This window comes from Nostoc sp. (genome assembly GCF_036917515.1).
In the GTDB taxonomy this organism is placed as follows: domain Bacteria; phylum Cyanobacteriota; class Cyanobacteriia; order Cyanobacteriales; family Nostocaceae; genus Nostoc.
This window is the reverse complement of record NZ_JBALDE010000272.1, coordinates 23,223-46,004: the sequence shown is the minus strand read 5'-3', so window position 1 is coordinate 46,004 and position 22,782 is coordinate 23,223. Positions and strand designations below refer to the sequence as shown.

Sequence of the window (22,782 nt, the reverse complement as noted above, 5' to 3'; positions counted from 1 at the left end):
ATTCCAGGTTTTTACCAGTTTATCGAGTATTTGATTAAGTTGGACTGGTTTCAGATGGTTCGGTAACTGGCGGTTGCGTCACAGTTCTACATGGATTTGCAGCGTCTGATTGTAAAACAACGCCAAAACGGTTGAGTTGGGAAGAGTTTAGGAATACTTTTGCTGGCAAAGGTTTTGAATTTGGTGGAACTGAGGTAGTTCCAGCTGGATTATTCGGATTAGCTGGAGTTTGGGTACTTTTATTAGCACAGACTCGCATAGACACCAAAAAACTTCCAGAAGCAGGATTTGGATTTGATTTTTTCTCAATTACTTCTAAAAAAGTCCCACGGGGGAGTGATTGGTTGTTTCCCAAAGAGATGTCATTATTGGTTTTAATTACCCAACCAGGAGAAAGATTAGCTAGCGATCGCGCTGCGGGTGTCGCTTCAATGGCAGGGTTGGCAGGGTTTTGAGTTAATGGATTGGAAAAAATTGGAGAAGCCCCTGATGGCGATCGCAGTTGCTTGACGAACAATCCTAAAAAACCTGCTGCTGCCACAAATATTAATGGAACTATCCACTGTAGCGGGAATTGACGAGTTTTAGCATGCTCAGTGTCTGGTATCACCTGAGTTTTGTGGTTTGGGCTGCCTAAAACTGTCGCATCTGTCGCCCTGGATGCTAAATCAACAGTTTTGGCAGAATAACTCTGTGGAATCACTGCTTGGATGGTAATTTCTGGTTCCCAATATTGGACTTGATAGTGAACTAAAGCGACGGTGACATTATCGTGTCCATTTTTAGTATTAGCAATTTCGACTAATCTATCGGCAACAGTTGCTATATTTGCTTCCCCAACTAAAATCGGCAAAATTTCTGTTTCCCAGTACTCCTCCACCCGATCAAAGTCACTCAAACCATCAGATGTGAGCAGAAAAACAGCATCTTCATCGAGCATAAACCGTCCCGATGTGGGATGCAATGAAGTGCTAGACCCCATCCCCAAAGCTTGGACGAGAGAGCCAGCTGCACTCTGTTGCACTGCCTCGCGGTAAATGGCATAACCTAGTCGCACTTCGCGGGAGGCGACATCATCATCGAGGGTAACTTGATAACAGCCTTGACGTGTAATCCAGTAAGCACGACTATCACCAACGTGAGTAATATACATTTCATGAGCAACAGGCAATGCCATAACTAAAGTCGTGCCCATGCGTTGACGCCCTTGGCGATTTTCACCGTCATTACGCTGACTGATTTTGTCGTTGGCGATTGCCACTGCTTTATCTAAGTCATTCAGCAGTAGTGAAGGGTCTATATGGTCGTAGGGAACCTTTGTTAGTTGCTGTACCTGCTGCTGGATCGTTTCAATGGCTAAATTTGAGGCGACATTGCCGCCTTCGTGTCCACCGATGCCATCACAGACAATTGCTAAGGCTGTTGGCTGGGGTGGTTTGCTCACCAGCGTTCCACTAGGAGGGCTACAGGCATCTTCATTACGTTGACGACTTGGCCCGGTGTCGGTTTTGGTGATAATTTGGATAGTGGGTGTTTGCGATCGCCCTAACCCAGCCAGTCCTCGATCTAAAACTCCGATTAATTGATCGGTTGAATTAATCTCTCCCTGAATTAAAGACAGGCTAACGCGATCAACAAACTCTGCGATCGCTGGTTTGGCAGTGCTGACCAACTGCTGCCAAAATTCACCTAATTGAGGCAATTCTGGTGATGTGGCGCTATCAAAACGCAATTCCAACAAACGTACTAATGATCCTTCTACCCGTAATACATCAGAGTCAAGTAAGCTAGAAGCGACACCTTCACTTACTAGAGGTTGCCACAGATGAGCTATTTGCCATAACCAATTTAGTTGGCGCATTGATGTTGCATTACGCCAAGCGGTGGTTAACTGCCTGCCTAAAAGTACTTGTTGAATAGTATCATCTACTAATAGTGGCGGTTTTTCTAAAAGTAATATTTCTCGGTGGGAAGACCCGTCAGCAACAAAAAGCACTCCATATACCTGCGGTACGTGTAAACGGTAGGGAATCAGTCTCAGGTAGGCTTTTAGAGGCTGCAAATTATCTAACTCAGGCGTTAGCGCCAATAAACCGGGCTTCGTATCTAAAAGAACAAATTTATCAAGGATTAAATAGCGATCGGCTAATATTTCTCCAGGGCTACCCAAACTTGGGCTATCTACCACAGCCCAGAGATAAATTTTGGGTAAGGGCGTGGAACATCGCTGGCAAAACTTGTGAGTCAGGGGGTTGGCAGCCTGACAATTTTCGTTTGGACAGTAGAGCGTTGCCGCATCATTTTCCATAGTTTTCGCACCGATCAGCGATTGGCAATTTCTTTAATAGCATTAGTAGGGACAATCTAGACCGCTCATCTTTCTTAAACTTGACATACCCAGACTTTAGATGATGATTTTAGCTGGCGGATATCGGCAGGTGCTAATACATTATCCGATCCCAAAAATACGCTCCATCTTCAACCATACAGCCTAATCATAGCTTCTATTGCCCTGTGACTCTCCATCGCCAAAGCAACTAACTCCAACCCTGTCACCACAGCATAACCCAAGCATAACTGCGCGATTTGTTTTTACTAAATTACCCCATCATTAACAGGCAGAGAATATTGGTATTTATTTAGTTTATAAGTAGGATAGCAAGAATTAACTTTAATTTAATAATTAAGAATAGCAAATATTAATTTTGGCAAAAGTACCTGATAAATCTAGTAGCTCTAAAAATCTCTTGAGGACTGCCATTAGCGGATAGCTATTGAGCCAGTGCTGAGTTAAGAAGTTGACTTATGAATCTTTTCACTCTTAGCCAAGACACTTTTAACTCAGCATTGGTACAGAAGGGTTCAGCTAGCCTCCTACCAACTCATTGGCTTATTTGTCGTCAACGGCAACTTGAGGGACTCCCAAGCTGTAGTTAGTAACACGGGCAGAAAGATTGTAGCTGACTTCGCCGAGTTGTAGAAGCGATCGCAGATAATGCTCTAAATCTGACCCTACACGGCGCAAGTTATAGTCTGTGAGGTCTTCGCCACTAGATGCTTCTACTAGTTCATCAAATTTTCGATAAATTTTTTGCAGTGCATCTTCATTCCAATTAAATTCGTTATCTGGGTCAACATCTAAGGTTAAGACTTGTTGACTAGGAACTAGATCGCCATCCCGGTCAATTTCACCTGCAAAAATGCGGATATGCCGGGTTGTGGACTTGAGCAGCATCGGGTTATCCATAAAAAGGTGTAAGATTTGCGTGGATTACACTGAAATTATTGTAGACGTTATATCCGAGCTTGAATGCTCTTAATTTCAAAGCTTTGAATACAGTTTCAAAAGGGTATATTGAGTAGGTATAAGTAAAAATATCATCTTTACTGATGAGTTTGCTACTTCTGTTATGAGTTGAAGATATATTTAACTGCTAGTACTGACAGTGGTCTAATTATTTTTTTGTAAAAATTAATTGTTAGAGTATTTTCATTTAGTCTCTGAATCTAACTTACTGCTAAGATTTTTGGACTCAATCAAGCCTAAAAGACAGTATAGCTAGCCACTCAGCAGGAATAATTTGATCTGTGTACTTTTTTTGTTGGAGAACAAAAGTTTTGACATTAATAATTATGCCGATCAATTTATCCTGAATTTCCTATTGCAAAAAACGTACATCAAGTAATTTCACTGAATAACGCTACATCGACTGCTAGCTTTAATAAACTCAAAAAAATCAGCGGTTTTACTTACGTATAAATACTAAATTTAAAGTAACAAGTTAAACTGTTATTGACGTTCATATAAAGTTGATGTAAAAACCTTTAAAAAGGTTGAACAACTTCTTACAGAAACTTTATTGTGTAGAATCTTAAAAACTGAATAATAGTTATGGCTTACCATAAGCTACATCTGGCACAAAAACCTCAAAATCTAGACACTGAAAATTTAGCTTGAAAATACACCAAAGTAGAGTGAAATGGAATACAAAGGTGATTGATGAAGAAAAATTCTTAATTCAAGCACTTTGGATTCAAAAGAGATATAAAGAATTTTTGCTGGACATCTACCTCCTTGCCCTCATGACAACCAAGTAAAGGAATCTCAATAGCTATGAACTCCAAAGCATTACCACGCCAGATAAATAATCTCGAAGTAGGTGTTTATGAGTGTGAAATACATCTCAAATTCCGGTTGATTGAGGAAAAGAGTCTATTGAGCGATCGCGAGCAACTATTACAGGTGCTACTTGATGCTTTAACCGAAGGTTCTGATGACTTTCTAGAAACGCTACAAGCGTCTGTTAAAGCCCAGGAAGTGTCTGAGTTTAAAGCCTCGCCTCAAATGCGACGTCAGCTAATGCGCTTGCGTAATGTCGCGGAAAACTCTTGAATCTAAAGGTGTAATTTAAGTAGTGAAAAATGTGAATTGGGTATCAAATTAAATGTTGATCCCATACCCCGTTGCCATAAAAACTAAGCAGTCAGTAGATTTCATAAAATATTTTGATTTCTACTTTGTGAAAGTCTTATTTAGCAGCACAAAGTCCCAGGAACAGTTTCCGCTATTAAAAACTTTGTAGCAAAGGGTACTGGTAGAATCTGAAAGCCAATTCAGCCGGGTGCATTTTACCGAGTTTTTATCAAAACATTGCAGAATAATAAAACCCTGTGTCTTTACTGATGGGGAATTGGACAACAGGCGCAAATTAAATGAAAAACTAAAAGACCAAAGTAAAAATAAATAACCTTTCTTTTAGCTTTTTGCTTAAACTAAGTGCCTAATTTGCTGAAATACTTATGTTTTATCTATTACTGGTAATAGGTCATGGTTTAGCAGCCAGTTACCTATTACCAATTACCCAGGATTAGGGGATAAGGGAGCAGGGGAGATGGAAAATAACTACTAATCAATGCCCAATGCCCAATTCCCAATAATGCCTATTTAGCAAGACCATGTTCCAGAGCAAAACGGACTAACTCTGTACGGCTATTGGTGCCAGTTTTACTAAATAGACGGCTGACGTATTTTTCTACATTGCGGACGCTGGTTTCTAAACGACGGGCGATTTCTTTGTTCATCAATCCTTCTGCGACCAAATTTAAAACACTTTGTTCTCTGGGAGTCAAATCAATTTTAAAAGGGGCTGGTGATTGGGAAATAGCATTTCTTTGAGTTAACAATGCTTTAATTTGGGCAATCTGATTGGCTAGTTCAGCAAGATCGGGGATTTCAGCGTCATCTCCTGTACTCGCAACCTTAGCAGCGCGACGGGCTAGCAAATTTTCGACTATAGCCACTAACTCGTCTGGATCAAAAGGTTTGGGTAGATAGGCATCAACACCAGCGTGATAGCCTTGAATGCGATCGCCTGTCATCCCTTTAGCAGTTAAAAATACTACTGGGAGTGCTTGGAAACGGGGGTCTTCCCGTAGTTGCTTCAGGAATTGATAGCCATCCACTTGAGGCATCATCACATCAGAAATCACTAAGTCAGGTGTATTCAGCTGCATCCATTCCCAACCTTCAAGGGCGTTACTGGCGACTTGAACGCTGAAACCGCTCTCTTGCAAATAGTCTTTCACGGCTTCCCGTATCCCTGGTTCATCATCCACCAGTAACAATTGTGCTGACATTTAAAATTCCTTTGAGTTTTCCTTTTTCCAATTTAGCGAAAGTTGGTAGGCATCGAGCAATTTGAATTTAGGGACTTCCAAAAAACAAATTATACCAATATTAGTAATGATAATCACTCCCCTTTTGTGTAATTTAACCTGAGTTCGGGATAAGGAAAGGAGCAGGTAGTAAGCTGAAAATAACGACAAACAGCAAGCTGCCCAATGTTTAGTTTAGAAGCTTTATTCTGCCATGTAGATGATTTGTGTCAGGTATTTGAAGTGTAACGGTCCAAAAAGCTGTTAAGCAATGAAGCAATCAGACGTAACCGGAAAAGAAGTCTATGTTTGAGTGAGATAATCACGATTCTTGTTGCTTTCCATCAGACTCACTATCGGAATTTCAAGTATTTTTATTTGAATCAAGTTAAACAGCAATGGAGTCATGCTTTTCCAAAGCTTCCAAGTTATCAACGATTTCTTGAATGGATACCATCCACGTTGATACCTTGGAAGCGCGCCTTTATAGGGACGGGCTGGCTGCAAAGTTGTCCAACATTCCCCTGTAGTAAGATCCCAATAGTTGATAGCTTTATCTTGGCTACCGCTGAGGAGAGTTTGCTCGTCATGGCTCAGACTGAGCGACCATATAAGTAAGACAGTCTCCAGTAGCTATATGCCAAATTTTGATGGCGCGTAGGCTAGACAAAACTATGCTCAGGATTTTAAATTACTCTTACCATTGAGGATTTTCCATAATTAATGCCTCTGCTGCCGAGCTATTTAACGGAACTGAGAAAAAATGTCCCTGGCCATATTGACAGTTTAACTTTCTTAGAAGTAATAGTTGCTCTTTTGTCTCTATTCCTTCGGCAAGCACATCCACACCTAGCTTGTGTGCCAATGTGATAATTATCTCAATAATTTCTAAATTCTTACTATTACTGCCCATCAAGCTGATGAAAGAACGGTCAATTTTCAATACACTAATTGGAAAGTTATAAAGACCACCTACTGAAGAGTAGCCTGTACCAAAGTCATCAATTGATAACTCAATGCCCATCTCTTGAAGTTGTAAGATTGCGGTAGTTACCTGATTACCATTTTCCACAATTACGCTTTCAGTAATCTCTAGTACTAAAGTGCCAGCATCAAGACCAGTTGAGTGCAAAATTTGCCCAATCTGCTCTATCAAATCCGGCTGAGAAAATTGCTTGACGGAGAGATTAACACTAATTTTCTCTAAAAAGTTGGAATGATGGCATACCCGCCAAGCTTGCACCTGGCGGCAGGCTTCATGCAACGCCCATTTGCCAATAGAAAAAATTAGTCCAGTTTCCTCTGCTAGGGAAATAAAATCTGCTGGATTAAGAAGACCACGCTCTGGATGCTGCCAGCGTAGCAGAGCCTCAAAACCTAAAATAGAGCCACTAGTGAGCGAAACAATCGGTTGGTAAAAAACCTGAAATTCTTCGCGTTCAACTGCTCGGCGCAAATCGATTTCTAACTGCAATCTTGCTAGAGCATTAGCATACATATCTGAGTTGAATAGCTCATAACGCGCTCTGCCTAGCACTTTGGCTCGGTACATTGCTGTATCAGCATCCCTCAACAGTTCTTCTGGGTGTTTATAATCTACTGTTGAACTCAATGTGATGCCAATACTCGCCGTGATGAACACTTCTTGTCCGCCAAGCTCAATGGGTAACGCTAGTTCCTTCTGAATCCTTTCAGCTACTGTGATAGCGTCTGTCACATCTTGGATTCCCTCAAGCAGGATTGTAAATTCGTCTCCTCCCAGCCGTGCCGCTGTATCTATGGAGCGTACACATATTTCTAGTCTACTTGCAATAGCAAGCAGAAGTTGGTCTCCATTTAGGTGTCCAAGACTGTCATTAATCACCTTAAACCGATCTAGATCAATAAATAGCACAGCATATAGATAATCTGAATGCCGTTTTGAATAATTTATCGCATGTCTTAAACGGTTTATAAATGCACTGCGGTTTGCCAGACCCGTCAGTACATCGTGAAAGGCAAGGTGCAGTAGTTGTGACTCGACTCGTTCACGTTCTGTAATTTCATTTAGCAATTTCTGATTTGTTTTTACCAGTTCCGCTGTCCGTTCCGCCACCCGTATTTCTAACTCACTGTAAGCTCGGTGCAACATTTCTTCAGCTTGTTTGCGTTCACTGATGTTGCATAGCAGCCAACGCCAGCCAAGGTGCTTCCCCTGAATATCGTATACTACAGACGCTTTCACACTAGCAGGGAAAGGCGTTCCTCTTAGTGGCTGTAGGTGAATTTCCCAGTTCAGTATCTCCTGTAAATTGTTTATTTGAAAGCTAAAGGATTGGTGGTTTTGTTGAGCAATAAAAAGAATTAATGGTTTACTTACTAAATGCTTTTGTTGGACACCGAGTAAAGTTGCAGCTACATGGTTAGCCTCTTGGATTATCCCCTTAGTATCAGTTACCAAGTAGCCATCTGGAGCAAACTCAAACAAATCTTGGTAACGCTGACGCTCTTTCTCTACTGTAGCTCGTGTTAGCTCTAACTCTTCGGAAGCTATCAATAGTTCTTCCATTGCAGTGTTAAGTTTCTCGAAAGCCTCTGTTATCATCTCCTGTTGTGAGTTCAGCTTAGTTGTATCGCATTTTGATAGTCTCTGTATGTCTGAGCGCAATTTCTCTATCTGTTCGCTAAATCCATCCACTTTCATGTTGCTTAACTCACAAAACTATGAAGCGTAGCCTGTGAATGAAGAGAGCAAGAGAAGCAAACTCAATACTTTCTTCAAGACTTCAAACGCTATTAAGCAGGCAAGTAGCACGTTACTTGCAAGAGCAGACACTCTATAAATAAATATGACAGAACTTGGCTTTTTGATTTACTAACTTATCTATCAGATTAGAGAGCAATCAAATTTGTGTAGGCTCAAATCAACTTTTTGCCCTATTCAGTGCCATAAACTTGCCCAATAACGACTAATGTGCAAAGTTGCAACAAGCCTTACTTAATGATATTTTTTTTTACTTTTATTTTATTAAATAATATAGGGTATTAAAGTTAAAGCTCTACTAATAACAGCATATTTGCTTTCTTGATTTTTGAAAATACTTCTTAAGATACATTCACATTTGGGAGCTAAAGAAAGAATAAGGGTCTTAGCCAATGCTTTTTCCGCATTTCTCACAAGCTTGAGTGTAGAGAAGCAGAGGGAGAGAGAACTTGTACAAAAACTCTCCTCTGCTGCCCTGCACAAGGTTTTGAGAGATGTGGTGACAAATCCGAGTTTTGGGCTGACAAGAGCGTTTTTGCTTAAACGTTGCACAATTCAGGTCTGAAAATTATTTTGTGTGATTTCAAAACCTTTGTAGAGACTAGCAATTGCTAATCTCTACACCAAGATTTATACATCTAATCAGCAGCGCCCTTTTTCTTGCTTACAGTCGAGCAATTATCTTGGCCTTCTCTGGCAGCTTGGCGTCTCTTTGTCCAGCAGTACGCGCCCTAGCTGTGAACAAACCAATGGGAGTATTTAATAAATCTACAAGAGTGGCTTGACCGACAATCGCCTTTTTAATATCTGTTGGTACTTCCTTCAATAACCAACGTGTCAAACGATAGCCGTATTCTTTGGGTGTCATCTCTCGCATTAAATCTACACCGTGCAGTTCGTGCAGATAGCGATTTGAGCATCCATAACGCCGCCATTGATTTTGCAGGTCTTGAAGTGTAGCACGGTGGCGGTGTTGAATGATCGCATTTGAGGCAAATTCTAAATGCCCGATGTTTTCCCCTAAAATCCGCCAACAAATATCGGCATCGCCACCAGTAGTCAGATAGGGACGAAATAAACCTACTTTTTCTAAAGCAATGCGTCGAATCGCCAAATTAGCTGTTTGACCATAGGGACGAAAGGAATGGTTAAGGGTATGCTTTTGCGATAAAGTTTCTTGACGGTCTGCGTGTTGTTCTAATAGAGTTGTGCCTGGTAGTGCCAAAATTTCACCAGCAACAATTATCACTTCTTTGTTGACAAAAGGCTGAATTAATGCTTTTAGCCATTGCGGTTGTGGGCGACAATCTGCATCGGTAAAAACGATAATTTCACCCGTAGCGCCGCGAATCCCGGTATTACGAGCAGCGTAAGAGCTTTGAATTTGGGTTTCGCTCAAGGGGCGAATTGTAATTGGGCAATTTTCGGCAGATGTTTTCAGGATGGTGAGAGTGCGATCGCTACTATTATTGTCCACCAACAAGTATTCTATGCGGTCTTTTGGGTAAGTTTGAGACAACAGACAATTGATTAACTCTAGTAAATCTGCCTCACCGTTATAAATAGGAACAACCACCGACACCATTGGTAAAAAGCTGGTGGCAGTGGTTGCATCAACTGGCTGATGATTCATAAATCTGAGATTTTGGAGATGGGATTACTAGCTAGTATTCCCAAATCAAAATCTTGGAACGGTAATATCAAGCAGTTTCCATAACTCCAAAAATCTGGATTTGGGAATATGTAAATACCTGGTAACAAATAACTCACCTAAAATTTCAAGTCACCAGCACGGCTCATGGGTCGAGTCGGTTGATTTGCTGGCGGCTGGGCAAAGTTGTTATTTGATAGAATTGCGATCGCTCGAGCATATTGGGGATCGCTCTTAGTTCCGATTAAATCTGGATTAGAAGCCAATTGACGCTCTTGTGCCTCTGTCAAGTCTAGCTTGATATCTGGTGTAATTCCTTTGTGGTTAATATCCGTTCCCGCCGGGGTGTAGTAATGGGCAATGGTGACAGCCAAGCCGGAACCATCTGCGAGTTCATGAACTGACTGGACTAAGGCTTTGCCAAAGGTTTGACCACCTACAACTACCGCGCGCTTATTATCCTTGAGCGCCCCTGTCAGGATTTCACTAGCACTAGCTGAATTACCATCCACTAAGACCGCCAAAGGACGATTTGTCAAAGCAGTACGATTGGCTTTAGTTTCCTCACTGCTGCCCACACGGTCTATTGTCTTGACAATTCCGCCGTTATCATACCACATCCGAGCAATTTCAATACTTGCCTGCAACAAACCGCCAGGATTTCCTCGCAAATCTAAGACATAAGAATCAACTTTCTTAGTGTTCAAATCGCGGATGGCTCGTTGCATTTGGTCTGCGGCGTGGGCGCTAAATTCTCGCAAACGGATATAGCCAACGCGGCGGTTCCCTTCTTGTCTGAGGGTATAGCGTACTGTTGGCACTTCAATACTTGCCCTTGTCAGCTTCACATCAAAGGCATTTTGGCCTGCGCGTCCCACGCGTATCCTGATAGGAGTACCCGCTTTGCCACGGATTAGCTTAGAAGCATCATCCACTTTCATTTTGAGAGTGGATTTGCCGTCAATTGCCAAAATTTCATCACCTGCTTTGATCCCAGCTTTCAGCGCCGGAGAATTTTCTATGGCTTCGACAACGGTGAGCCGCTGAGTTTTTTCGTTCACTTCCATCCGAACGCCAATACCAGAGACTTCCCCAGATGTTTGGTTAGTCAGAGCTTCAAACTGTTGGGGGTCCATGAACCGAGTGTAAGGATCTCCCAACTTTTGTAAAGCTTCGCGGATGGCAGTGTATGCTTCTTCGCGAGAAGAGTAATCTCTACTCAACAGGCTTTGCCTGGTTGCTTGCCAATTTTGTTGATTAAATTTACTATCAACATATTCATGATTTACCAGTTGCCAAACTTGGTCAACTATCACTTTTGGGCTGTCTTGTAGGGTTAGAGCAGCACGGACACCACGAGTCCAAGCGGGACCGAACACGGACATGGTAGCAGTTGTGGCGATCGCTCCACCAATCAAGGCTACTTGGAGCGGTGAGTAACTTTTCGCAGATTGGTTCATGTATACTTAGCTGGAATAATTGTGTTGTTGACAGTTTAGCAATCAGGCTTTCCAGAAATTTTTAAGTTTTTATACCCTAGAATCAACTATGCTTATTCATCATTTTTATCCTTTTAATGATGCCAAAAATGCCGCATTAGTTATTAACAATCATTTCTCACTTTGTTAGTCTTCTCCGGAAGGCTATACTGAGCATGTGACACTTTAATTAGCGTCATGTTTGCATTCTAGATTACTTTTATAAGATAGCACTTTGCTCATTCAATTGCAGTATTGTTAGACAGCAGCAAAATCAGCTTTTCTTACTTAAGTCATGAAACGCAAATTTACCAGCAAATCATTAATTTCTGTTAAAAAAAAATCTCCTAATCTGTGGCAACTGTTACAAAAACTCAGTGGTGGATTGTATGTTATCGTGGGTGTTTGGTTGATTTTTACTACTATAACCTTAGTTATTGCTTCTTCGCAGCCGATAGATGCCTTCTTTGTGCTAGGTGGCAGTATTCGTCGAGAAACTTATGTTGCCCAACTGGCAAAACAATACCCACAAACCCCAATTTTAATTTCTCATGGTTCCCCAGATCCCTGTATACGGTTAATTTTTCAGGCGGAATTAGCAGAGTTACAAAACGTTTGGTTAGAAAACTGCGCAAATTCTACCTTTGAAAATTTTTATTATAGTATTCCAATTTTGCGCCGTTGGGGAGTGCATAAAGTCATGTTGATCACTTCGACAAGTCATTTACCCAGAGCTAAATGGATGGCACAGATTCTTTTAGGCGCTCATGGTATTTGGGTAGAGCCAGAGATTGTTCAAGAATTGGGTATTCCTGGTAATCATGAATCTTGGACTAAAACTGGATTAGATGTAACACGCAGCTTATTTTGGGCGATTTTAAGTCAAATTATTCAACCGCAATGCTCAAACGTCACAAAACTTACTGATGTAGATATGCAAGCTTGGGAGCATCAAGGTTTTCATTGTGAACACCAAGGAGGGCTGAAGAGATAACTTACTCGTATGCGTTCACATGCAAATTATCCTGACTATTTGCTCAGATTCGATTACTTCATATATCAACCGATGCTGTATATTTATCCTCCAAGAATAAGCACTTGATAAGTCACCAGCCAGCTTTTCATCAGGTGGAGGATTTTGAAAAGGATTTTCTGCAAAGGCTGCGAGTAATTCCTCAGCTTTTTCCTTTAAGTTACTATAAGCTCATTTCTTCGCATCCTTTTGCACTTGTTTTGTGTAAATCAACCTCCAACTTGCTTCTTCGGGATTTAGAAATGGCTCCTCAAAAGCTTGCAAACTCACCAATCCAACTATCCAACATCCCAAAAACAACATATATATCGTTGAATTTGTTAGAAATTGTTACGTATGAATTGGGTAACAGGTTTTTCCGATGAACCTTAATCATGCTTAACTTTGAAATAGTAAGGATCGTCATCAAAAATCTTTCCTGCTTTTAAAGCAAGTTTTGATTGCGATCGCTTCCTCAAAGGAGATTGTGCAAAAAATTTGGTGGTTGTAGATGACATATAAAAGGAATTATTCACAAGATTGCTATAAATATCAGGTGAAAGCGCGAGTAAATTAATAATTTCCTACTGTAGAGGGTTTAATCTTACGCATCTATAATAAATAAAATAATTTACTATTTAAAGCCACTAAACTACTTAGATTCAGAATGTCAGCAGATGCAGCATAGCGATGCCTGCAGCGGGCTACGCCTACGTATTAACACACTATGGAACCGATAGCAAGGTAGAAGAACGATTCTAGGCAGTTTTGAAGTGTTTAAGAGAGTTGAAACGCCCATATTTGACTGAGTTTGAGGAAAGGCTGTTGAGTGTGATAGAGAAAGAATATAGGGTTATACCAATTCACAATTTGCAATTCGCAATGAAAAAACTTAGATGCAGCAAAGCTTTCAGGGTTTGCATCTGTATCAGATTTTTCGTGAAATGGTATTACAGATTAAAATATTATGCTTAACGCCTTACGGCATCAAAGGTTTGGTCAGTACAGGCAAATTATTCAGTACTGATAAAGAATTGACAAGTTAATCAAAGGATTCTTCATTGCGATCGCAGTTTACATACTGTTAATTTTAAAACTGTAGAAGATATCTCAGTTAACTTTTTATTTCCACAACATTTGAATTGTCTCTTCTAAAAAAGAGGCAAATGCAGTTACAAAATTTAGTTTTTAATACCTGAACAAAACTAGATATTGGTGATATGGGAAAAAAAGGATAAGACATGATTGACTTCAACCTGACTCAAGAACAGCAGATATTGCAAATACAAGCTTGTGAGTTTGCCCAAAATGAAATTCAGCCTATTGTTCGTATCATCGAAGAGTCTAACAATCTAGAGATAGAACCTTGGGAATTTTGCCAAAATTTGTTCTATAAGGGATCTGAATTAGGATTTACATCCTTGATGCTTCCAGAAAAGTTAGGAGGTGTGGGGCGAAAGTGTATAGATTTGGCTATAGTTCTGGAAGAAATAGGCGTTGTGGATGTCAGCATTGCTTGTAGTTATTTCAATCTCACCGCAGCAATGTCACTGTTTGTCACTAGGGCAGCAACCACAGAACAACAAAAACGAATACTATCTTTTATCAATTCCGGAAAACCCCATCTGTTCAGCGCCGCAGAGAGTGAACCTAATGTCGCCACCTCTGATATGTTCTGTGCGCTTCCAAACTCCAATATTGGGATGAAGACCTTTGCAGCGCGTGAGGGCAATACATACATCCTTAATGGGACAAAATCCTCGTTAGTCACAAATGCTGGAATTGCGGATGCCTACTTCATTATTGCCCGTACAGCGATGGATAAACCATTGCGCGAAAGTTTGTCTATCTTTTTCGTTCCAACAGAGACACCTGGGATTAAGTTTGGCAAAAAGACACAGATGATTGGTTGGAAAGCCTCTCATCATGCTGAGATTAGCCTAGATAACGTCCCAGTCCCTGCACAAAATCTGATCGGACAAGAAGGAGAAGCCGGAAAACTACTAATGTTGCTTCCAGAAGTAGCTATTGGGCTGGCAGCTTCTTATGTTGGTTTGGCTCGTGCTGCTTATGAGTATGCTTTGAGTTATGCCAAGCAAAGAGTCAGTTGGGGTCGTCCGATTATCGAACATCAGGCAGTAGCTTTAAAATTAGCGGATATGATGATTAACACCCAGGCTGCACGACTGGTGGTATGGGATGCAGCTGTTACAGCAGAAACTTCTCCCCAACTTGCCGCCACAATCAAAGCACCAGCTGCCAAGACTTTTGCAGTGGATGTTGCAATCAAAAATGCACAAACAGCCGTTGAAATTCTTGGGGGCTATGGGGTGACAAAAGAGTGCTTGGCTGGCAAGTTTCTTGCCGATGCAACTATCGGTTATTCCTGTGACTTTACGCGAGAAATCTTGCGTCTGGGGATCGTGAACTTTTTGTAATAGATTGAGGAGTAGCTAGTTACTTCCAATAACGGGCGTGTTAGGACAATATTTCATACCAACTTGCATCTTGGGTTTAACAAAGGGCTTTTTCGTTATAGCCAATGAAAACTTTTCTAGTAAGCAATGGAAAAAGTGTAGCGGCTTGTCGTTAGACATCGCTTCTGTTGATTGCATCCAAAGGAGAATTACTGCAAAAGTTCCCGATCTTGCAGCATCAAAATAGCATCTCTATACAAAGACAAATCCACCTGGTTAACTTCTATTCCTTGTCCGATTCCTTGTAAAAGGGTGATTGTCAATTTTCCTCCCAAATGTTCGCGGAACTCGGTAAGCCCTCTAAATAGACAATGCGGATGGTCTAGTCGATCTAATTGCTCTGTCAATGCCGATACATACAAAGTAAAGCCTAATTTTTTGAGTGTAGTTAGAACCCTTTGCCACTCTGATTGCAAGAGTTGCCCTGTTAAATATGAATAGGTTGTATCTAAAGCGATGCCGATCGCAACGGCTTCACCATGACGTAGGCTGTAATTAGTTAAATGCTCTAGTTTGTGAGCAGCCCAGTGTCCAAAATCTAAAGGACGCGATGAACCCATTTCAAAGGGATCGCCGCTTCCAGCAATATGCTCTAAGTGCAACTGAGAACAGCGATAGATTAACCTTTCCATTACGTCCATATCTCGATTAGCCAATTTATCGGCATTAATCATAATGAAATCGAAGAAATCTGCATCTTTAATCAACGCTACTTTCACCGCTTCTGCAATACCCGATCGCCAATCTCGATCGTCGAGGCTAGTAAGAAAATCAAAGTCATTTAAGACGGCATAAGGTGGCATGAATGTACCCAAAAAGTTTTTCTTACCAAAAGCATTGATTCCGTTTTTTACTCCTACACCCGAATCATTTTGCCCTAATACTGTTGTCGGTACTCGTAGCAGCCGAATTCCTCGATGAGCCGTTGTTGCTGCGTATCCTACCATGTCTAGGACCGCTCCACCTCCAATTGCTAAAACGTAGGAGTGACGGCACAATCCAGCTGCATTGATCCGCTGATGAATTTGCTCTATAAATCTAGAATCGTTCTTGACTGCTTCTCCACCTGGAACTACTATCGGCTCACCGCTCAGTGTTAATACATCTTGATAATATTGAGCATAGACTGATAATTTTTTTAACAACCCATCTTGATACTGTAAAAATCCTCCATCTACTACCGCTAATACTTGTTTTGGGGTTGTCTCTCCATCTGCGGCGATCGCTTGTGCAAGTAAAGGATTATCTAACTGAAACAGACCTTTAGTAAAGTGAACATTATAATTAAAGGTAACACGGACGCATTGATTAATTTGTTGCAGATTCAGAGCGCTTTTTTGTTGAATAATCATTTGAATATTATTGTTTTTAAGTAACTGTAAATAGATATGCTACTGCAATCTAAACTTGTCCTAAAATAGGCATAATAGATTCACTAAGTAATTCAAATTATAAATAAATTACTAAATAAATTTACTTACTTAATCATAGTTTTGAAATGTCTTTGCCTAACGTTCAAGTAAAAAATAGTATTCATTCATATATATTTTTTATTGCTGCCTTTATTTCATATATAAGGGTTGTAATGCAGATCATTATTACATAAAATTCTAATTTTTTCCGTAAGATAATTTGAGTATTTATCTAATCAAAATGGTATCTTTACAGTATCTTCTTTAAAATTAGGATATTTTTATAGATTCAGTGAAGTTACGCTCTCAGTAGGATATTATCTAACTGCTTCAAACCCCAAAAATCAAGTTTAGTGGTATATTTTATACTTGAGTTGTCATAAAAAAGTTGGGCAACTTATCCTAAATTTATTATGAGTAAAGTAAACCAATTACTGCATCATTGGCTGTTAAAGTCTGTTTCAGAGAAAGCTTTTACTTGGTTGTCACAAAAGCAGGCACAGATTGCGAGTGGCGCAGCTGAGAGAGTGTTTTTTACGGCTTTTAGTGCTGTGCCGCGTTATTTAGGTAAAGAGGATTTGCAACTAACATTCCAGGACTTGGAAGCAGCAGAGGATGTAATTCCTGGCTGGTATCCTGGTAATTGGAGTGTAGATCAAGCAGGTCGCACACTTTTACTTTTAGCATTGCCCTACGATGATCCCCAAGGCTGTGTGCGATCACTCGATCAAGTCTTCTCTACTGCCGATATGGGGGAATTAGTTGCTCTTTATCAAAGTTTGCCGCTATTACCACACCCAGAGTTACATCGCCATCGTACTGCTGAGGGAATTCGCAGCAATATGAGCAATGTATTCCAAGCCATAGCATTACGTAACCCTTATCCAGCGAATTATTTAGATAATGCTGCTTGGAATCAAATGGTGTTGAAGGCTGTATTTGTCGGCAGTCCGTTGCATTTAATTTGGGGTCTAGATAGGCGTGCTAACCCTGAGTTGGCGAGGATGTTAACAAACTATGCCCATGAACGTTGGGCAGCTAAACGCACAGTTACGCCAGAACTTTGGCGGCCTGTAGGGCGGTTTGCCGATAGCGCAATCATTACAGATTTGGAAAAAGTACTGGTTAATGGAGATATACAAGAACAAGAAGCAGCAGCCTTAGCTTGTGCTGAGTCTGCTTTACCCCAAGCACAAGCATTACTTTCTCATTACCCAGATTTACAGTCATCCATTCAACAAGGTAATCTGACTTGGAGCAGTTTTAGCCGCGATCGCCTCTTTGTTTACAAATAGAAGGAAGTGGAGACAAGGGGACAAGGAGAATAACCCACGTCCAATTCCCAATCCCAATACCCAATCCCCAATCATTAAAACCATGATGTTCATCGATCCTCACATTCACATGTGTTCGCGTACTACTTATGATTACTTAGTAATGCGTGAATATGGAATTGTTGCCGTTATTGAACCAGCCTTTTGGTTAGGACAACCCCGAACTAACGCTGGCTCATTTAAAGACTATTTCAGTAGTCTTGTGGGCTGGGAACGATTTCGTGCTAGTCAGTTTGGCATTCAACACTATTGCACAATCGGCCTAAATCCGAAAGAAGCTAATAATGAAGCGCTAGCCACTGAAGTTATGGAACTGCTACCACTTTACGCGTGTAAAGAAGGAGTTGTTGCCATTGGTGAAATTGGCTATGACGATATGACAGAAGCAGAAGATAAGTACTTTTGTCAACAGTTAGAATTAGCCAAAGAACTCGATATGTTGGTACTAATTCATACTCCTCACCGTAACAAGAAGGCGGGTGCTAGTCGGAGTATGGATCGCTGTATTGAATATGGCTTAGATCCTTCACAAGTAGTTATTGATCACAACAACGAAGAAACTATTGAAGAAGTATTAGGACGCGGTTTTTGGGCGGCTTTCACAATTTACCCACAGACGAAGATGGGTAACGCCAGGATGGTAGAAGTTGTCCGTAAGTATGGATGCGATCGCATCATTGTAGATAGTAGTGCTGATTGGGGTATTAGCGATCCTTTGGCAGTCCCGAAAACGGCTCAGTTGATGTTAGATAGGGGCATTCCTGAAGAACATGTGCGAGCAGTTTGTTATGAAAATGCCCTAGCTGCTTACAGTCAAACTGGGCAGATGAAAGCGTCAGACTGGCTCAATCCTCAATCTATCGATCAGCGTCAGTTGTTCAGTGGTAATTCTGTGCTGCGGGGACAAGAACCAGGAATCAAATCAGTTTCAGATTATGTGTTGATTGAGTAGAAAATTGGGGAGAGACGCGATTAATCGCGTCTGTACTGGGGAGTGAGAAAAAGGAATTGCATAAATATCTGATTCATCTTTAATATGCAGTTTATTTTGAGAAATTACTAGGCATGGAGGCAGATAAGTGAATGTTGCAAGCTTAAATTTTCAAAGCTGGCGGGGTTATCTAGAATTAATGCGTCCTGCTAATATTGTTACTGCTTGGGCGGATATTCTTGTTGGTTTTGCTGCTTCTGGCTCTGGAATAATTTTTACTAAATTAATTAATGGCGAAGCAACTTTTGCCATACTAATGCCATTAGCTTGGTTGTTATTAGCTACAACTGGTTTATACGGCGGTGGGATAGTTTTTAATGATGTTTTCGATGCAGAATTAGATGCAAAAGAGCGACCAAATAGAGCAATTCCCAGTGGTCGCGTATCTCGTCAAAATGCTACTTTATTAGGAAGTATACTATTTGCAATCGGGATTATAGCTGCTTTTCAAGTATCGTTGTTGAGTGCTGCGATCGCTATTTTTATCACTCTTTCATGCCTCCTCTATAACTCACTCGCTAAACATCATCCTTTTTTCGGCCCTTTAAATATGGGTTTGTGCCGTGGCAGTAACTTATTATTAGGTGTAAGTGCTGTACCAGAAATTATTGGAGAACGCTGGTATTTAGCGCTGATTCCTGTTCTTTATATTGCTGCTATCACCGCAATTAGTCAGGGTGAAGTTCACGGAGGTAAGAAGATTACGGGAATACTCGCGCTACTGCTAATTACAATAGTTTTGACAGCAGTTTTAGCTTTAGGATTATTAGAAGAGTATACAGTGATTGCAGCCCTACCATTTGCTATTTTATTAGCTATTAGAATCTTGCCTAACTTTATCAAAGCTGCGCGGAAACCGATAGCTGAAAATATCCGAAATGCTGTGAAAATAGGCGTTTTATCTTTGATAGTCTTAGATGCAACCGTTGCATCTGGTTTTGCTGGTTTGTATTACGGTTTACTAGTTTTAATCTTGCTACCAATTTCGATGAAGTTAGCAAAAGTCTTTGCTGTGACTTAAATTTGAATGTGTACACTCAGTAATACCATGAATCGGCTGTAGGGGCGCATAAATGTGCGCCCCTACCTATGAATATATAGCAAGTATTTTGTGAAACTTAAGCCAAAGAAAACAGATTACACATATACAAGGAATAGAGCTAGAAAATGAAAATTACAAACAACAATAATTTTCACATAACTTATTGCAGTAATATTCATCCTGGTGAAAGTTGGCTAGAGGTTTTTACCAATTTAGAAAAGTATATTCCCGAACTAAAATCACGTTTATCGCCTACAGAACCTTTTGGTATTGGCTTGAGGTTAGCAGATATTGCCGCCAAACAACTTTTAGAAAGTAATAATTTAGCTAAATTTCAAGCATGGCTGACTCAAGAAGATTTATATGTTTTCACCTTAAACGGATTCCCTTATGGCGGATTTCATCGACAGGTAGTAAAAGACCACGTTTATGCACCAGATTGGTCTACACCAGAACGGGTTAATTATACATTAAACTTGGCACACATTTTAGCTGCTCTGTTACCCGAAGGACTTGATGGTGGAATTTCTACACTACCATTATCCTATAAACCTTGGTGGGTAAAAGACCAAACAACTTTCGAGACAGTTCTGAAAAAGAGTTGTTTGAACATAGCATCAGTTGTTGTAGAAATGATTCGCATCAGCGAAGAAACAGGCAAGATACTTCATATTGATTTAGAACCTGAGCCTGATGGTTTAATCGAAAATACCTCAGAAATAATTGACTTTTATCAAAATTGGTTATTGCCAATAAGTGGTAGTTATTTATCAGAAAAGTTAAATATTGAGCGGGATTTAGCACAGACTAAATTGCTAGAACACGTTCGGGTTTGCTATGACACCTGCCATTTTTCAGTTGAATATGAGCAGCCACAATCTGTATTTACACGTTTGCAATCGGTAGGTATTAAGATTGGGAAAATTCAAATCAGCGCTGCAATTAAAGTAAAAATACCTACTGATATTGAGAAGCGGAGTTTGATAGTTGAACGCTTACGTCCTTTTGCAGAATCTACCTATCTTCACCAGGTAATAGAACGTCGTAACGATGGTACACTCCATCATTATCCTGATTTAATAACTGCATTACCAAATTTAGAGCAATCTTTAGCTGAAGAATGGCGGACTCACTTTCATGTCCCAATTTTTATTCATGATTATCAAATTTTGCAATCTACCCAAGATGACATTGCTACTGTTTTGCATTTACTTCAGACAAACGATGCTTGCTCCCATTTAGAAATTGAGACTTACACTTGGGATGTATTGCCATCAGAAATGAAGATAGATTTGCTGACTTCTATTCAGCGTGAGTATGAATGGGTATTAAAGGAATTTGCCGCAAATTAATAAGGAGATTAATTTTATGCAGAAAACGGTTGTTCTAAATGTCGTGGGATTAACGCCCAGTTTACTAGGAGAAAACACACCGTTTTTATCTTCTTGGGCGGCTATTGGTCAAGTAGCTTCCATTAAAACAGTTTTACCTGCTGTAACTTGCTCAGTTCAAGCTACTTATTTAACAGGAAAATTGCCCAATGAGCATGGAATTGTCGCTAATGGCTGGTACTTCCGCGATGAATGCGAAGTGAAGTTTTGGCGACAATCTAATAAACTTGTACAGGCTCCCAAAGTTTGGGAAATAGCTAAATCAATCGATCCAAACTTCACTTGTGCCAACCTTTTTTGGTGGTACAATATGTATTCTTCAGTAGATTATGCGATTACGCCGCGCCCAATGTATCCCGCAGATGGGAGAAAATTACCTGATATTTATACTCATCCTAGTGATGTGCGATCGCAAATTCAATCTGATTTAGGAAATTTCCCTCTGTTCGATTTCTGGGGACCAAAAACTACCATTAGTTCTAGTCAATGGATTGCCAATTCCGCAAAATGGATTGAGGAACGCTACAGCCCCACATTATCACTAGTTTATCTACCACATTTAGATTACTGTCTGCAAAAATTTGGTAACAATCAAACACAGATTCAAGCAGATTTACGAGAAATTGATGCTGTTTGTGGCGATTTAATTGAATATTTTCAAGCACGTAATACTCAGATAATTATTCTTTCTGAGTATGGCATTACGCCAGTTTCTCAAGCTGTGGATTTGAACCGCGTATTACGGGAAAATGGTTTAATTGCTGTGCGAGAAGAATTAGGGCGAGAACTGCTTGATTTTGGTGCTAGCATTGCCTTTGCCGTCGCTGATCACCAAATTGCTCATGTATATGTGAACGAGTCGGCGTATATCCCGAAAGTGCGATCGCTTTTAGAAGCGACTGAAGGCGTGGCGCAGGTATTGGATGAAGAGGGTAAACAAGCCTACCATCTCGATCATTCTAGATCGGGAGAGTTGGTAGCGATCGCTCAATCTGATGCTTGGTTTACCTATTATTATTGGCTTGATGATGCCAAAGCGCCTGATTTTGCTAGAACTGTAGATATCCACCGCAAACCTGGTTACGATCCTGTAGAACTTTTCCTCGATCCGCAAATAAAATTCCCCCAAGGAAAAATTGCTCTCAAGTTACTTAAGAAACAACTCGGTCTTCGCTACTTAATGGATGTGATTCCTCTGGATGCTTCTCTGGTGCGTGGTTCTCACGGTAACATCACCACTTCTCCATCTGAAGGGCCTCTATTTATCACCCATCAAACTCACCTAGTTGACGAACATCAAATTGAAGCGACAGATGTTTGCTCGTTGATTCTCAAACATTTAGATACCTAAAAGGCAGTAGAGAAGCAATATATCGCCTCTCTACATCCTACACATTCATTGATAGGGACAGCTAGCTGTACGTCCCTACAGCCGATTCGTTTGTAGCAAATCCTATTACAAAAATACAAAATTATTATTTGTAATTCATAATCATATCGAGTATGCTTTATATATAAACTCGTTATGACTATGAATTAGATTGCTCTATCAGTAGGCATCCGTTAATCTACTGACTAATATGTATTATGGGCAAT

General features: G+C 40.5%; 16 protein-coding genes and 1 pseudogene. 8 read left to right on the top strand and 9 right to left on the bottom strand.

Annotated elements, in window-relative coordinates; genetic code table 11:
* Window positions 1-34: 34 nt before the first annotated feature.
* Window positions 35-2,308 (bottom strand): protein phosphatase 2C domain-containing protein, encoded by a 2,274-nt coding sequence (locus tag V7K89_RS34540; protein WP_335195382.1) that lies wholly within the window; start codon window positions 2,306-2,308, stop codon window positions 35-37.
* Window positions 2,309-2,890: 582 nt separating this feature from the next.
* On the bottom strand, window positions 2,891-3,247 hold the full coding sequence (locus V7K89_RS34535; RefSeq protein WP_335195381.1) for an NAD(P)H-quinone oxidoreductase subunit M: 357 nt from the start codon (window positions 3,245-3,247) through the stop codon (window positions 2,891-2,893).
* A gap of 867 nt (window positions 3,248-4,114) precedes the next feature.
* Between V7K89_RS34535 and V7K89_RS34530 the strand changes: the two genes are divergently transcribed.
* Entirely contained in the window at window positions 4,115-4,393 is a 279-nt protein-coding gene (locus V7K89_RS34530; protein ID WP_335195380.1) for an Npun_R1517 family heterocyst differentiation transcriptional regulator, read from the top strand.
* Between the two features lie 548 nt (window positions 4,394-4,941).
* Here V7K89_RS34530 and V7K89_RS34525 read toward each other — a convergent pair.
* The 4 genes from V7K89_RS34525 to ctpB form a co-directional block, all read right to left on the bottom strand.
* Complete coding sequence (locus V7K89_RS34525; RefSeq protein WP_335195379.1) at window positions 4,942-5,637, bottom strand: response regulator transcription factor; 696 nt, start codon at window positions 5,635-5,637, stop codon at window positions 4,942-4,944.
* A 715-nt stretch (window positions 5,638-6,352) separates the two neighbouring features.
* A complete protein-coding gene (locus tag V7K89_RS34520) occupies window positions 6,353-8,338 on the bottom strand; it encodes a putative bifunctional diguanylate cyclase/phosphodiesterase (protein ID WP_335195378.1) in 1,986 nt (661 codons plus the stop codon).
* Between the two features lie 724 nt (window positions 8,339-9,062).
* Complete coding sequence (locus V7K89_RS34515; protein ID WP_335195377.1) at window positions 9,063-10,031, bottom strand: glycosyltransferase; 969 nt, start codon at window positions 10,029-10,031, stop codon at window positions 9,063-9,065.
* A 137-nt stretch (window positions 10,032-10,168) separates the two neighbouring features.
* Window positions 10,169-11,509: a carboxyl-terminal processing protease CtpB gene (ctpB, locus tag V7K89_RS34510; RefSeq protein ID WP_335195376.1), complete on the bottom strand. Its 1,341-nt coding sequence runs from the start codon at window positions 11,507-11,509 to the stop codon at window positions 10,169-10,171.
* 313 nt (window positions 11,510-11,822) lie between these two features.
* Here ctpB and V7K89_RS34505 point away from each other — a divergent pair, with 313 nt between their 5' ends.
* Window positions 11,823-12,521, top strand: coding sequence for a YdcF family protein (locus V7K89_RS34505; RefSeq protein ID WP_335195375.1), 699 nt, complete (start codon window positions 11,823-11,825; stop codon window positions 12,519-12,521).
* Window positions 12,522-12,536: 15 nt separating this feature from the next.
* Here V7K89_RS34505 and V7K89_RS34500 read toward each other — a convergent pair.
* Window positions 12,537-12,713: pseudogene (locus tag V7K89_RS34500) on the bottom strand (Txe/YoeB family addiction module toxin); the annotation flags it as partial.
* Between the two features lie 215 nt (window positions 12,714-12,928).
* A complete protein-coding gene (locus tag V7K89_RS34495) occupies window positions 12,929-13,057 on the bottom strand; it encodes a hypothetical protein (RefSeq protein ID WP_335195374.1) in 129 nt (42 codons plus the stop codon).
* Between the two features lie 723 nt (window positions 13,058-13,780).
* On the opposite strand from V7K89_RS34495, the gene V7K89_RS34490 reads away from it, so the two are divergent.
* Entirely contained in the window at window positions 13,781-14,977 is a 1,197-nt protein-coding gene (locus tag V7K89_RS34490) for an acyl-CoA dehydrogenase family protein (RefSeq protein WP_335195373.1), read from the top strand.
* Between the two features lie 188 nt (window positions 14,978-15,165).
* Here V7K89_RS34490 and V7K89_RS34485 read toward each other — a convergent pair whose 3' ends face one another.
* Entirely contained in the window at window positions 15,166-16,368 is a 1,203-nt protein-coding gene (locus V7K89_RS34485) for a 3-dehydroquinate synthase (RefSeq protein WP_335195372.1), read from the bottom strand.
* A gap of 473 nt (window positions 16,369-16,841) precedes the next feature.
* Here V7K89_RS34485 and V7K89_RS34480 point away from each other — a divergent pair, with 473 nt between their 5' ends.
* The 5 genes from V7K89_RS34480 to V7K89_RS34460 all read left to right on the top strand — a co-directional run bounded on the left by V7K89_RS34480 (window position 16,842) and on the right by V7K89_RS34460 (window position 22,537).
* Complete coding sequence (locus V7K89_RS34480; RefSeq protein ID WP_335195371.1) at window positions 16,842-17,723, top strand: EboA family metabolite traffic protein; 882 nt, start codon at window positions 16,842-16,844, stop codon at window positions 17,721-17,723.
* A gap of 82 nt (window positions 17,724-17,805) precedes the next feature.
* Window positions 17,806-18,714 carry a TatD family hydrolase gene (locus V7K89_RS34475; RefSeq protein WP_335195370.1) on the top strand — a complete coding sequence of 303 codons (909 nt, stop codon included), beginning with the start codon at window positions 17,806-17,808 and terminating at the stop codon, window positions 18,712-18,714.
* A 127-nt stretch (window positions 18,715-18,841) separates the two neighbouring features.
* Window positions 18,842-19,774, top strand: coding sequence for a UbiA-like protein EboC (gene eboC, locus V7K89_RS34470; RefSeq protein ID WP_335195369.1), 933 nt, complete (start codon window positions 18,842-18,844; stop codon window positions 19,772-19,774).
* A 146-nt stretch (window positions 19,775-19,920) separates the two neighbouring features.
* A complete protein-coding gene (eboE, locus tag V7K89_RS34465) occupies window positions 19,921-21,147 on the top strand; it encodes a metabolite traffic protein EboE (protein ID WP_335195368.1) in 1,227 nt (408 codons plus the stop codon).
* A gap of 16 nt (window positions 21,148-21,163) precedes the next feature.
* The gene (locus V7K89_RS34460; RefSeq protein WP_335195367.1) at window positions 21,164-22,537 is read left to right on the top strand and encodes an alkaline phosphatase family protein; all 1,374 of its coding nucleotides are present in this window, start codon (window positions 21,164-21,166) and stop codon (window positions 22,535-22,537) included.
* The last annotated feature ends 245 nt before the right edge of the window (window positions 22,538-22,782 follow it).